Genomic DNA, 12,769 nt, shown 5'->3' with positions numbered 1-12,769 from the left:
TCGTTTCTGCTTGAGCATGAATGACGAGCTCGACGGCACGAGCCTTGAGCTCGTCGGTATATTTCACTGGCATGAGAGAATCTCCTTCTTCCAATCTCCCTGCCTCTATTATCCCCGGGGCGATCCACTCCGAAGCCATCTACCCGACCCCAAACATCGTAACCAGTACCGGACGCCTGCCCTCAATCAAGTCACGCACACGCACAGCGTCGGTGATCGAGTACAAGGTCGTCCGCTGGCCCACGCTCGCAGCTTGGCAACAACCGGTGATCGTCTCGCCGAGGATCCGCGGTCGGATTCCGGTCGCAATGATCCAAGCGACATAGGCCATAGTATTGCCAGAGGAGAAGCGTATTTCTCGGATCCGTGGGTTGTCACTGCGGACAGTGCCGGTACTCGTCCGGACAACTTTGACAGATAGCGCGGTCTGTTCTGTCCGATCGCTACGCCATTACTAATCAATGTCCGGTTGTATGTCTGTTCGCCGCTTCGGGTGAGGAGCTCGATCTCGACATCGGCTTCCGAAGTAGACAAGGCCTTCACGGCGGAGGTTCCGTTCGCACCTGCCTGCGCCGATGACGTCAACGGCGCGGGTTCTCATGGCGCTCCGTTCGTCGTGGCGTTCGCGGTGAAGGATGGCAGCAAGATCGCGTCGATGAACCACGGCGCGTCATCGGGGTCGAGTCGTCCAGCTCGAACTTCCTCTGCGGCGCCATTCATTACAACGTGAGCAGTGGTCAGCAGCCAGGTCACGGGCAAGTCGATGCGGAACACGCCCTCGCGCTGGCCCCGCAGCAATAACTCGCGCATGCGTGTTTCGGCCTTCTCGTGCAACTCACGGATGCGGGTTGCGGGAAGCTCCTTCTGCGCGGCCGCCAGCAAGGCCCCAGACTGGTCGACGAGAGTCCAGCTAGAACCAATCAGTTGCCTGAACGCCTGGGCGGCCTCGCCGTCGAGAGACACGTTTTCCAGCACTGCCTCGCCACGTTCGAGACTGTCCACCAACGCTTCCTCAATGAGCTCAGCTCGGGTCTGGAAGTGCCCATAAAGGGTCATGCGACCTACACCGGCCTCGGCGGCGATGTCGGCGACCGAGACGTCGGGATTCTTTCGGATCGCTGTCACGGCCGCCGCGAGGATTTTGGCGCGGTTGCGCTGGGCATCGGCGCGCTGGTTGGCCGCGCGGTTCGTTGTCGTCGGGACACGTCGGGTGCCCCGTGTTGCCGGAGCCTTCTTCGTCGGCATCGTCCACCTCACAAGTCGTATGGGAATGTATGAGATAGTGTAGCTGTTACATCTCGTACACCGATGATTGAGTTACGGTGACGTCGCCGGAACAGCGACGGACGCACAGGAAAGGGGCAGCACCATGAGTAGGACACACACGACTGCAGGAGATGCGACATGAGCGGCACGAGCGCACCAGCGCCACAAACCAGCGCCAAGCAGTGGTGGGGCCTGGCGATCCTCGTGATCCCCTCCACCCTGCTGTTCATGATGCTCACGATCTTGTTCCTGGCCGCACCGAATCTAGCGACAGACCTGAACCCGTCGAGCACACAGCTGCTATGGATTCTCGATATCTACGGCTTCGTGATGGCCGGGTTCCTCGTCGCAATGGGCGTGCTCGGTGATCGGGTTGGCAAACGACTACTGATGATCATCGGTGCGATTTCGTTCGCAGTCGTCTCCATCGCAGCAGCGCTGACGACCGAGCCGTCACTGATGATCGTCTGGCGCGCCGTCCTAGGCCTGGCCGGTGCGATGATGTTGCCCGCCACGCTCGGGTTGATCTTCGTGCTGTTCTCCGATGCGAAACAGCGCGGCGTTGCGATCGGCATATGGGCCGGCGGCATCTCAGCTGGTGTCGCGCTTGGCCCGTTGCTGAGCGGGCTTCTGCTAGAGGCGTATGGATGGGAGGCCACGTTCCTGGTGGCCGTCCCGATCATGGCCCTGGTGGTCATCGGCGCGCCACTCCTGGTGCCCGAGCACCGCGACCCCACAGCACGGTTCGATCTCTTCAGTGCATTGCTGTTGGTGGCGTCATTGCTGGCGATCATCTACGGCATCAAGCGCTTCGCCACGCAGCAACCAGCAGGCCCCTCGATTGCACTGCTGGTAGTCGGTGCTCTGATCGGCCTGTGGTTCGTAATCAAGCAGCTGCGCGCGAAGCAACCGCTGCTGGACGTGCGCTTGTTCCGCAACCGGACCGTCAGCGGGGCTCTCGCAGTCTTCCTGCTCTCCGCGGCCGCCCTTGGCGGTGTCTACCAGCTGTTTGCGCAGTACCTGCAGCAGGTGCAGGGCCTTTCACCCTTGCAGGCCGGGTTCGCGATTCTGCCGGCAGCAGCGGTACTGATCGTGGTTTCCACCCTCTCACCGGTGTTCGCCCGGAAGTTCCGACCCGGGAATGTGATCGCGATCGGCCTGCTCACGCAGGTCGTCGGCTACGTCCTGTTCACCCAACTCGACACTGGGACAGGCCTGGCACTGGTGATCGCCAGTTTCGTGATCACCTATCCCGGTGTGGCCCCGTCGATGGCCTTGACCACCGATCTGGTAGTGAGTTCGGTCCCGCCGGAGAAGGCTGGTGGCGCCTCGGGCCTGGCGACCACAGTGAACGATCTCGGCATCTCCCTCGGCGTCGCGCTGATCGGCAGTGTCGGCGTGGTTGCCTACCGAAATCAGATTGCGGGAACACTCCCGGACGGGTTGCCCGCCGACGCCGCGGCTGCGGCCGCCGACAGCATCGATGGCGCACTGGTCTCGGCCAGGGAGCTACCGGGAGCGCTCGGTGAACAGTTGGTGACTGCGGCCCAGGACGCGTTCACCGGCGGTCTGAACACCGCCGCGATCGTCTCGGCAGTCGTTGCCGGGGTCGCCGCGATCATCGCCGCAACCCGCCTGCGCCACGTCCGCCCCACAGGCGAGGCACAGCAGGCCGCCGACGAGACAGCCACCCGTTGATTTATACCCCATAGGGGTATATGGTTCCTAGAAGTAATACACGAGTGAAGGAGTTTCACGCCATGAGTACAACCGAGTATCAGGTGACCGGGATGACCTGCGGGCACTGCGAGACCGCGATCCGCGCGGAGGTCTCCGAGATCTCCGGCGTCACGGGCATCGAGGTCAGCGCGACCACCGGCTGCTTGACTGTGACCACCGACAATTCGCTCGACGACACCGCAGTGATCGCGGCGGTCGACGAGGCCGGATACACAGCTGTCAGGAGCTGAGATGAAGGCACCTACACGGCTGGGTCTGTACGGGTTGGTCCTCGTGGCCGTGTTCGCCGTGGCTGGATTCACGGCGAACGCGGCCATCCCCGAGGAAACCGTTCAGAGCTGGTCAGAAGATACCGAGGACAACGCCCACAACGAGGACGAAGACGCCGTGGATACCGCCGGCCTCGAGGGCCACACGGCCGCCCTCGACCTGGGTATCGCGCAGGACGGTTACCAGCTCACCGCAGTCATCGCGCCCACTGACACCAGTACCGAGGGGAGCCTGTCCCTGACGATCACAGGCCCGAACGGAAACCCGGTGACCGACTTTCAACTAGAGCACGAAAAAGAACTGCACCTGATCACCGTTCGCGCAGATGGTCAGCACTTTCGCCACGTCCACCCAGAGATGAACGACGACGGCGCCTGGACGGTCCCCTGGCAGTGGGACGCAGCGGGGTCCTACCGGATCTTCGCGGACTTCGTTCCGGCGGACGCCGGTGAAGGTCTGACCTTGTCGACCTCGGTGCAAGTGGGCGGTGCCTACGATCCCGCACCGGCCACCGAACCGGTCACCACGACCACCGTCGACGGCTTCGACGTCAGCGTGGAGGGCGATCTCACCGCGGGTGCGGCCTCGCCGCTGACCATGACCATCACCCGTGCCGGGGAACCAGTCACCGAGCTGGAGCCCTACCTGGGCGCCTTCGGCCACCTCGTCGCGCTACGGGATGGGGACCTGGCCTACCTGCACGTCCACCCCCACGGGGACGAGCCGCAGGCAGGCCAGACGTCTGGTCCGGAAATCGTATTCGAGGCCACCGCACCCACCGAGGGCCGCTACCTGCTCTACCTGGACTTCCAAGTTGACGGCGAGCTCCACACGGCCCCGCTGGTGATCGATACGACCACCAGCTCGGGCGAGAGCGACGCCAGGCTCTCCGACGGTGGAGGTTCCGATCAGGAGTCGGGCACGAATGGCGAGCATCAGGAAGGAGAAGGCCATGACCGCTAACAACACCAGTACCGGGGTCGCAGGCATCGAGTTGCAGATCGGTGGCATGACGTGCGCCTCGTGCGCAAACCGGATCGAGAAGAAACTCAACAAGCTCGACGGCGTCACCGCCAGCGTGAACTACGCCACCGAGAAGGCAAGTGTCACCGGCCCCGACGACCTGGACCCGCAGGCCCTGATCGCCGAGGTCGAAAAGACCGGCTACACCGCAGCACTCCCGACGCGTGCCAAGGGCCCCGGTGACAGCTCGGGCGAGGAGGGCGAGTCGTCCGAGGACGCCGAACTGCGATCTCTGCGTCAGCGCCTTATCGGCTCCGCGGTCCTCGCGGTACCAGTGATCGCGATGGCGATGATCCCGGCTTTGCAGTTCGACTACTGGGGCTTTGCCTCCCTCGTCCTCGCCGCCCCCGTCGTGGTCTGGGCCGGATGGCCCTTCCACAAGGCGGCGTGGATGAACCTGCGCCACGGGGCAGCGACGATGGACACGCTTATTTCCGTGGGCACGAGCGCGGCGATGATTTGGTCGATCATCGCCCTGTTCTTTGGCACCGCCGGCAGGCCCGGCGTCACCCACGTCTTCGAGCTGACCATCTCCCGCTCCGACGGGCTCGGGAACATCTACCTCGAAGTCGCAGCCGGGGTGATCACATTCATCCTGATGGGCCGCTACTTCGAGAAGCGCTCCAAGCGCCGCGCCGGGACTGCCCTGCGTGCCCTGCTGGAGATGGGGGCAAAGGAAGTCTCCGTCCTGCGCGACGGCGCTGAACAGCGTGTGTCGGTCGATGAGCTGACCGTGGGCGATGAGTTCGTCGTCCGTCCCGGCGAGAAGATCGCCACCGATGGGACGATCGCCTCCGGCAACTCCGCGATCGACGCCTCCATGCTCACCGGCGAATCCGTGCCGGTAGAGGTCTCAGAAGGCGACCCTGTCACGGGTGCGACCGTCAACGCCGGCGGCAGACTCGTTGTGAAGGCGACGCGGGTGGGTGCGGATACCCAGTTGGCGCACATGGCGAAGATGGTCGAGGACGCCCAGTCTGGCAAGGCTGAGATCCAGCGACTGGCCGACCGTGTCTCCGGGGTGTTCGTGCCGATCGCGATCGCCATCGCCGTCGCTGCACTCGGAGCTTGGATTGGCGCAGGCTTCCCGCTGTCGGCCGGCTTCACCGCCGCCGTTGCCGTGCTGATCATCGCCTGCCCCTGCGCTCTCGGCCTGGCCACTCCGACCGCGCTGCTGGTTGGCACCGGGCGCGGTGCGCAGATGGGCGTGCTCATCAAGGGCCCCGAAACCCTCGAATCCACCCGCAAGGTCGACACGATCGTGCTGGACAAGACCGGCACCGTCACCACAGGGAAGATGACCCTGACCGACGTGATCGCTGCTGACGGGGTTGACCGTGCCGAGCTGCTGCGCCTGGCCGGCGGGCTGGAGGACTACTCCGAGCACCCCATCGCTCAGGCCATCGCCACCGGAGCGACAACCGAGGTCGGTGACCTACCGGCGCCGGAGTCCTTCGAGAACATCGAGGGCAAGGGCGTCCAAGGAGTCATCGACGGCCACGCCGTCCTGGCCGGCCGGGAGTCGCTGCTGGCGGACTGGTCGATCCACCTGGGCGACGACCTCCGGGTCGCGAAGCAGGCCGCGGAGGCAGAGGGCAAGACCGCGATCGCTATCGCCTGGGACGGCGCTGCGCGGGGTGTGCTGGTCGTCTCCGACCAGATCAAGCCCACCAGCGCCCAAGCGATCGCACAGTTCAAGGAGCTGGGTCTGACGCCGGTTCTGCTGACCGGTGACAACCAAGCGGTAGCTGAGCAGGTCGCCGCCGAGGTCGGCATCGAGAAGGTCATCGCCGAAGTCATGCCCAAGGACAAGGTCGACGTTGTCGCCCGCCTCCAGGACGAGGGCAAGGTCGTCGCGATGGTCGGCGACGGCGTCAACGATGCACCGGCACTGGCCCAGGCCGACCTGGGCCTGGCGATGGGCACCGGCACCGACGTTGCCATCGAGGCCGCCGACATCACCCTCGTCCGGGGTGATCTGCGTGCCGCCGCCGACGCGATTCGGCTGGCGCGGCGGACGCTGCGCACAATCAAGACAAACCTGTTCTGGGCCTTCGCCTACAACGCTGCCGCGATCCCACTGGCCGCCTTCGGGCTGCTCAACCCGATGCTCGCCGGAGCGGCCATGGCACTGTCGTCGGTGTTCGTGGTCTCCAACAGCCTCCGGTTGCGGACCTTCAAGGCCCGCGCGGACGACGACCGCGCGCCGGCACCCGCCGGCCCGGCACCGGCCCGTGAGCCGGTGAACGCCTGACCAACTGTCATCACACAACAAGAAGGGAAACCCGATGACTGCACACGAAAACCTGAACCTGACCGACACCTCGTCCGGTGGAGGCGGCTGCTGCGGCCACGCGCCGAGCGCTGACGCCGTTGCTCAGACCCCCGACACCGAGATGGCCGAATGCCCAGTGATGGCCGGCACCCCGGTCGTCAAGACTGACGCTGAGGCCGCCGGTCTCTACCGCGATCACAACGGCCAGCGATACTGGCTGTGCTGCGCCTCTTGCGGCCCGCTGTTCGACGCCGATCCCGATTGCTACGCCGCTGCCGCGTAGCGGTCGGTGGGGCAGGCTCCGCGCTTCTCACACTTATCGGGAAGCGCGGAGTCCCTCTCCTCAAAGCTGCAACTTCCGGGCGCAGGTGGAACATGACGACAAGTCATGCTCGCCCAGTGGTCACCCCATCGAACGGTGTCTAATGGGGATGACCACGAATCGCGATCGTTTGGACGATGAGTTTGCCCGTCGGAGAACCAAAAGCGCCTACATCCCAGGTCCGAGGGAAGGACGACAGCTGCCGACCCCAGCTACCCCGTGAACTCCGAGATGACCCTTCCGAACGACCACATAAACGGCCCCGAGGCCGCAATCGCCAGGTCAGCAGAGGAGTGCGTTTACCTCGTCAACTGCGAGGCGGACTGCATGACGATGACGTACCACACGTGGGTCGTCGAAAGCGAGATACAACCTGCTTCGTAGCAGCAGACGGCGAGACGCTCCTGGCCGAGGACACGAAAAACGGGTCGGATATGAACGACGAACATACGAACCACAGCCATTCGGAGGACCGTTCGCGACGAGCCGGGGAGCGTCACTCTCACCCGGCAGAATGAGCAAGCAAGAGCCACGGCGGCCATGCCGGTCACGGTTTCCATGTAGGACGGTTCCACCGGCTGCACTGTATCAAGCTCCTTGTTCACACCCCTGTGGTGGGCTTCAACGATATCTTCACCAACCACTTCGGCTATTCTCTGTCAAACCCCGGGTTTGAAAGGTCACCGCCAGTTTGCCCGACACCTACACCCCGGGGGTATGATCGACGCAGGCGTATTTCGCGCCTGCGGCCACCCTTCGTCCCGTGCCACAAGGACAGATTGTGGTCGACGTAGTTTGCTGGACCACAGGAGTTGACACATGTTCGCACACCGGTTCGCCCGTGTCGCGCATGCCTGTCCGCGAAGAACTGTCATTCTCCTCCTGTTGGCCGTTGTGACGTGCCTGACCGGTATGACCCATGCCCCAGCCGGCGTCGCCGAGTCGGTACACGGAGCCGCACTGTCGGCTCATCTCACTGAAACTCAGCGGCAATGCAGCCCTGGACTCGATGTGGGGCCTGGACCCGCGGCGTCGAAAGTCGCTGGCGAAACACCAGCGCCCCTGGCTGGTGACTCCGGGACTTGCTCTGCCGGGACCACCTTCCATGACGGGTGCCTCACAGTTTCTCCCGATCAGCAACTCGCGGCACCAGTGCCGTCGTCCATCGGCTGGCCGGCCGACGCGCCTCGCCCACTGCAGCCGCTGAAGCACTCGGTGACGTACCACCCATTGGGGCCTAATCCAGGCTCGCTTTCCATCAATAGGACGTAGACCACCAACTCGCCTCCAGCCGGGTGTTCACCCGGCGATACGAGTTCACTTGGCGCGCCGCGATCCTGCTCCGGATCTGCAAGTTGGCGTGCCGCCACCAGCGTGGGTCATGTGCCCCCTGCGTCCTGAAGGAAATTCACGACCATGAAAATACCTCCCGTATCACGTCCTACCCGGAATGTTCGCCCACCAGCCCTCCCAATGGTGGCCACCAGCCTGTTCCTAGCTCTGGCAGGTTGTTCCTCCACGGTAGAAACAACTGATCCCACGCCTGCGGCCAGTGACGATTTGCCCGGCGGGCATGTCCACGGACTGTCGGCGGATGCCGAGAGTGGGGAAATCCTGCTGGCCACTCATGAAGGGCTATTCGACGTGTCGACCGAACCTGCACGGAAGATCGGCCCGGACTTCGACATGATGGGGTTCGCCGCAGCGGATGACGCGGAAGTCTTCTATGCCTCCGGCCACCCCGCTGCCGGGCAGCCTGGCCCGGATCCCGTGGGCCTGTTGCGCAGCAACGATGGAGGCGAAACTTGGGAGACCCTCTCGAGGCAAGGGGAATCTGATTTCCATGCACTCACGAGCACCAAGTCTGGAGTCGTGGGCTTCGATGGGGCATTGCGCACCAGTGAAGACGGACTCACCTGGAACATCGTCGAAGTGCCTTTCGGCCCCTTCTCCCTGGCCGCCGACCCAACCACCAACACGCTTCTTGCCACTACGGAGTCGGGGCCGCAGCGCTCAGTCGACGGGGGAAACAAGTGGGGGCCACTCGCCGGTGCCCCCGTCATCCAGTGGGCAGCTTTCGCCGGACCACAGGACGTGTTCGGAGTCAGCCCCGACGGCGAAATTCTCCTTCATGTGGCAACGACCGAAGGGCTGCTGACATCGATCGACGAAGGCAAAACCTTCGAGGCGTCTGCCGATGTCTGAACGACGTGCCTTCCTTATCTTCGCCGCACCAACTTTCAAGGACCTACCATGACCCCTTTCATCGACCGCCGCCGTTTCCTCTCCTTCTCCGCCGCTGGGGTAGCTGTTGCTGGCCTCTCAGCTTGTTCAGGAGGAACCGGCCCCTCTTCTGCTTCGGCGCGGATTCTGCCCACCGACCCTGCTGTCGCCACTCGCGAAGCACGCCGCGCCACAACGGGAACCGAAGTGACGAAAAGGCTCACCGCTTCGCCCATCAAAAGCACCGTGAACGGGAAGAGCGTAGCCACGTGGGGCTATGACGACGCGATCCGTGGGCCGGTGATCCGGACTAAAGCAGGAGACCAACTGCGTGCAGTCGTCGACAACCAGTTGCCTGAACCGACTAGCATCCATTGGCACGGCCTGGCGTTGCGCAATGACCAGGACGGTGTCCCAGGCGTCACGCAAGATGCCGTGGCTGCTGATTCCGTCTTCACCTACGATTTCCGGGTGCCTCACCCGGGAACACACTGGTATCACTCGCATGTCGGTACCCAGCGCGACCGTGGCCTGCTGGGCGCCCTGATTGTGGAGGACCCGGACGAGCCGCTTGAGTACACCCGTGACTGGGTCATCGTTCTCGACGACTGGCTCGATGGCCTGGACGCGACGCCTGACGAGACTCTCGAGCGCCTGGCCGAAGGCATGTCCGGGATGGGCCACGGGTCCATGCCTGGGATGGACCACGGGTCCACGCCAACTGGTGGTCAGGGCACGAAGAGCGGGGGCATGGCCGGTATGTCCATGGGCTCGGGCAGCGACTACTTGGGAGGAGACGCAGGAGACGTCGACTACCCAGTCCACCTGTTCAACGGAAAAGATCCGGAAGAAGCCGAGACACTGGAGGCCGCGGCCGGCGACGTCATCCGGCTGCGGATCATCAATGCCGCCGGAGATACGGCATACCGTGTGGGACTCCCGGGGCAACAGCTCACGCCCACTCACACCGATGGGTACCCCGTACGTCATACAGACGTCGACGCAGTCGTGCTGGGAATGGGCGAGAGGATCGATGCCCTCGTGAAGGTTCAGTCGGGGACGACAGCCGTACTTGCCCTGCCCGAAGGCAAAATCGGCCAGGCTGTCGGTTATATCGACGCCGGTTCAGGAAAGATCCCTGCCTCCTCGAAGCTGCCGGACACACTCGAAGGCAAGGTCGTCGACGGCGGAAAACTGCAGGCGGATCCCTCGGTCGCACTGTCAGAGAAGGCAACGGACCGAACTCATGAGCTCCACCTCACCGGGGGTATGGCCAAATTCGACTGGGGCATCAACGGCCACCGATTCAATTTGGAGACACCGTATGCGCAGGCTTTCGAGGTCAAGGTCGACGAACGGGTCGAGGTTGTTTTCATCAACGACACCATGATGTGGCACCCTATGCATCTGCATGGGCACACATTCCAAGTTGGGAACGACGGGGCACGAAAGGACACGGTGATCGTCCGGCCGGGCGAGACCGTGCGGGTGTTATTCGATGCCGATAATCCTGGGCAGTGGCTGACTCACTGCCACAACGTCTACCACGCCGAGCAAGGAATGATGGGAGTTTTCTCTTACACCAACTAGACGATTGCTCCCACGGGGCAGGGTCTCGGCGCCTGGCTGTACGTCACGAGATGAAGATCCACCGCGAGCATGCACCACTCCGACCGATGGTGGGAAACATCCCTCGTATCCCCGACGCCAAGCTGATCACCCTGCACTGTGATGTGGGCCCTTCTGCAAAACGCTTCCGCACAACGTTGACTCAGTTTTCACCAGTCCATGGTCTGCTCTCGTCAAGTTTTTGAGACAGTTCATTGATTGTTTCTCCTACACTGCCAGGTCGGACTGGCCAGTCTCTTGATACTCGTTAACAGCCTGTACCGGTCTCCGATGCCCAACCCTGGCATTCGTACGCTGACGGTTGTACCAAGACTCGATATAATCCATCACGGCCATCCGCGCCGCCAATCGTGTTCCGAGGCTGTGATTGGATCACCCCGAGTTCAGTGGAGAGCTGGCAACGGTACGCCGGCCCCATCAAGGATGCTTGCGGTAGAGATAGTGAAGAAGATCTTCGGCATCCATGGCATCCATGGCATCCACGATGTCGTCCAGGCCGATCGTGGAACCTCGATGACATCGAAGACCGTTGCCGGGCTGCTGTCAGATCTTGAAGTCACCCGGCCTCAATCCAGGCCCCGCGTGAGCAACGACAACCCATAAGGCGAGGCGCTCTTTAAATCGTTGAAGTACGGGCCGGCGTTCCCGAACCGCTTCGCTTCCCGGCCCGATGCGCGTGCCTTCATCAGCGGATTCGTGGATCGGTACACAATCACCAGCACCCCGGGATCGGGTTCCACACCCCTGCCAACGTGAATTATGGTTTCGCTGATGCGGTGGCTCTGAAGCGTTCGAAGACCCTGGCGACTGCCCGGGACCAAACACTCCAACCGTTTCAGCATCGCTACTGATTCCAAGATCCTGGCTTTACCGGGCCAGCATGAATAAACGAACCGAAGAAGATGGCCGAAGTACAAGCTGCTTAACCGTCGCTTCACTCACCTTGGTACCACTTGACCTGAAAACTTCCGTTATCCGCAAAGTACTTCTCGATCGTGCTCATCATTTTGCCCTTCAGTCCAAGCCGGGGACGCCAATTCCGACGTCGCTGATAGTTGTTCCAGCATTCTGTGCTATGGCGGATCCTTTGGGGTTAACGATCCGACGTTGTGCTTCGATCATGTGCTCCATGGTCACACTCTCATCGTGAGAATCGCGATCACGGAGCAGTTTTATCACTCAACACTGGGTATAGCCGTCGACTGCTGTGGCGTAGCTGGAGCATAATGATCTGGTGAGACTGGTTCGTTGGGTGTGCTCCCTGCTTTCGCCTCGACCCCTTTCAGATTCTCCTGTAGGTGTTGGATCTTTCCGTGAGCATCCACCAACTGTGACTCGTGGGTCTTCAACTCGTCCTCGTGAGCTGTGCTGTCTGCTGAATCCACCGCGGCCGAGTAAGCCTTCAGCCCGGTCGAGCACATTTTGTCTAACCGCTCCAGCTCAGCTCGATAGACGCTCAACGCTGGAGAGAGCTTGCTCGTATCAGTGGCCTCACCCCGCACACGCTCCACTGCTGCTTTGGACCGTTCCTCGACCTGGCGGGTGATCCTCTTGGCTTCGTCTCCCAACCGTTCCGAGCGTCCCATTCGTGAACTCTGAGCCTGCGCGGCCACACCGGATGCAGACCCGTCCAGTTTCGAGACCACCTGACCCGCCGACGTGTATTCCTGAGTCTCGGGTTCGCTGGTCAGGTCAAGTCCCTTTTCGTGGTGTTCTTCGGTAGTTCCTTTAACTTGGTATTAAGCAGCGGGGTCGGGCTACGAATCACGCGGTCAGTGGCATCACCACCCCGACCGGGTCGACCTCGGCCTGCCCATGCAACACCGTCACGAGTTTGCGCATCGAGATCTCCGACAAATAGCGTCGCTCACCGTACTGCCATTCCTCGTGCTGCTCCTGCAACACGGCCCCGATCAACCGAGTCACCGACTCCCGGTTCGGAAAGATCTGAACGACATCAGCACGGCGTTTGATCTCCCGGTTCAACCGCTCGATCGGGTTATTCGACCAGATCTTCTGCC

Annotated in this window: 10 protein-coding genes and 1 pseudogene; 8 read left to right on the top strand and 3 right to left on the bottom strand. The window is 62.6% G+C overall.

Annotated features, from left to right (window positions below):
- Positions 1-597 precede the first annotated feature (597 nt).
- A complete protein-coding gene (locus BANT918_RS16535; RefSeq protein ID WP_101621187.1) occupies positions 598-1,245 on the bottom strand; it encodes a TetR/AcrR family transcriptional regulator in 648 nt (215 codons plus the stop codon).
- A gap of 159 nt (positions 1,246-1,404) precedes the next feature.
- Between BANT918_RS16535 and BANT918_RS16530 the strand changes: the two genes are divergently transcribed.
- From BANT918_RS16530 to BANT918_RS17865, 8 genes and pseudogenes are all read left to right on the top strand, one after another.
- Positions 1,405-2,964 carry an MFS transporter gene (locus tag BANT918_RS16530; protein WP_101621186.1) on the top strand — a complete coding sequence of 520 codons (1,560 nt, stop codon included), beginning with the start codon at positions 1,405-1,407 and terminating at the stop codon, positions 2,962-2,964.
- 62 nt (positions 2,965-3,026) lie between these two features.
- Positions 3,027-3,236 carry a heavy-metal-associated domain-containing protein gene (locus BANT918_RS16525; RefSeq protein WP_101621185.1) on the top strand — a complete coding sequence of 70 codons (210 nt, stop codon included), beginning with the start codon at positions 3,027-3,029 and terminating at the stop codon, positions 3,234-3,236.
- A gap of 1 nt (position 3,237) precedes the next feature.
- Entirely contained in the window at positions 3,238-4,239 is a 1,002-nt protein-coding gene (locus tag BANT918_RS16520; protein ID WP_101621184.1) for a heavy metal-binding domain-containing protein, read from the top strand.
- Positions 4,229-6,553: a heavy metal translocating P-type ATPase gene (locus tag BANT918_RS16515; RefSeq protein WP_101621189.1), complete on the top strand. Its 2,325-nt coding sequence runs from the start codon at positions 4,229-4,231 to the stop codon at positions 6,551-6,553. The genes BANT918_RS16520 and BANT918_RS16515 overlap by 11 nt, the downstream gene beginning before the upstream one ends.
- Before the next feature lie 34 nt (positions 6,554-6,587).
- Positions 6,588-6,857 carry a hypothetical protein gene (locus BANT918_RS16510; RefSeq protein WP_101621183.1) on the top strand — a complete coding sequence of 90 codons (270 nt, stop codon included), beginning with the start codon at positions 6,588-6,590 and terminating at the stop codon, positions 6,855-6,857.
- A 1,455-nt stretch (positions 6,858-8,312) separates the two neighbouring features.
- The gene (locus tag BANT918_RS16500) at positions 8,313-9,101 is read left to right on the top strand and encodes a F510_1955 family glycosylhydrolase (RefSeq protein WP_418904426.1); all 789 of its coding nucleotides are present in this window, start codon (positions 8,313-8,315) and stop codon (positions 9,099-9,101) included.
- A gap of 48 nt (positions 9,102-9,149) precedes the next feature.
- The gene (locus BANT918_RS16495; protein WP_101621181.1) at positions 9,150-10,709 is read left to right on the top strand and encodes a multicopper oxidase family protein; all 1,560 of its coding nucleotides are present in this window, start codon (positions 9,150-9,152) and stop codon (positions 10,707-10,709) included.
- A 456-nt stretch (positions 10,710-11,165) separates the two neighbouring features.
- Positions 11,166-11,674 (top strand): annotated as a pseudogene (locus BANT918_RS17865) (integrase core domain-containing protein); the annotation flags it as partial.
- A gap of 249 nt (positions 11,675-11,923) precedes the next feature.
- Here the strand turns inward: BANT918_RS17865 and BANT918_RS16490 are convergent.
- Together BANT918_RS16490 and BANT918_RS16485 are read right to left on the bottom strand one after the other, a co-directional pair.
- Positions 11,924-12,334, bottom strand: coding sequence for a hypothetical protein (locus tag BANT918_RS16490; RefSeq protein WP_145997010.1), 411 nt, complete (start codon positions 12,332-12,334; stop codon positions 11,924-11,926).
- Between the two features lie 178 nt (positions 12,335-12,512).
- A partial coding sequence (locus BANT918_RS16485) for a transposase (RefSeq protein ID WP_208618148.1) occupies positions 12,513-12,769 on the bottom strand: 257 nt, incomplete at its 5' end.

The sequence above is a fragment of the Brevibacterium antiquum CNRZ 918 genome (assembly GCF_900169145.1).
Lineage (GTDB): Bacteria > Actinomycetota > Actinomycetes > Actinomycetales > Brevibacteriaceae > Brevibacterium > Brevibacterium koreense.
This window is presented reverse-complemented; position numbering and strand designations above follow the sequence as displayed.

Coding starts and splice junctions, on each gene's coding strand:
- BANT918_RS16510 (WP_101621183.1), top strand. CDS start 6,588: ATGACTGCACACGAAAACCTGAACCTGACCGACACCTCGTCCGGTGGA.
- BANT918_RS16535 (WP_101621187.1), bottom strand. CDS start 1,245: ATGCCGACGAAGAAGGCTCCGGCAACACGGGGCACCCGACGTGTCCCG.
- BANT918_RS16500 (WP_418904426.1), top strand. CDS start 8,313: ATGAAAATACCTCCCGTATCACGTCCTACCCGGAATGTTCGCCCACCA.
- BANT918_RS16490 (WP_145997010.1), bottom strand. CDS start 12,334: ATGGGACGCTCGGAACGGTTGGGAGACGAAGCCAAGAGGATCACCCGC.
- BANT918_RS16525 (WP_101621185.1), top strand. CDS start 3,027: ATGAGTACAACCGAGTATCAGGTGACCGGGATGACCTGCGGGCACTGC.
- BANT918_RS16520 (WP_101621184.1), top strand. CDS start 3,238: ATGAAGGCACCTACACGGCTGGGTCTGTACGGGTTGGTCCTCGTGGCC.
- BANT918_RS16530 (WP_101621186.1), top strand. CDS start 1,405: ATGAGCGGCACGAGCGCACCAGCGCCACAAACCAGCGCCAAGCAGTGG.
- BANT918_RS16515 (WP_101621189.1), top strand. CDS start 4,229: ATGACCGCTAACAACACCAGTACCGGGGTCGCAGGCATCGAGTTGCAG.
- BANT918_RS16495 (WP_101621181.1), top strand. CDS start 9,150: ATGACCCCTTTCATCGACCGCCGCCGTTTCCTCTCCTTCTCCGCCGCT.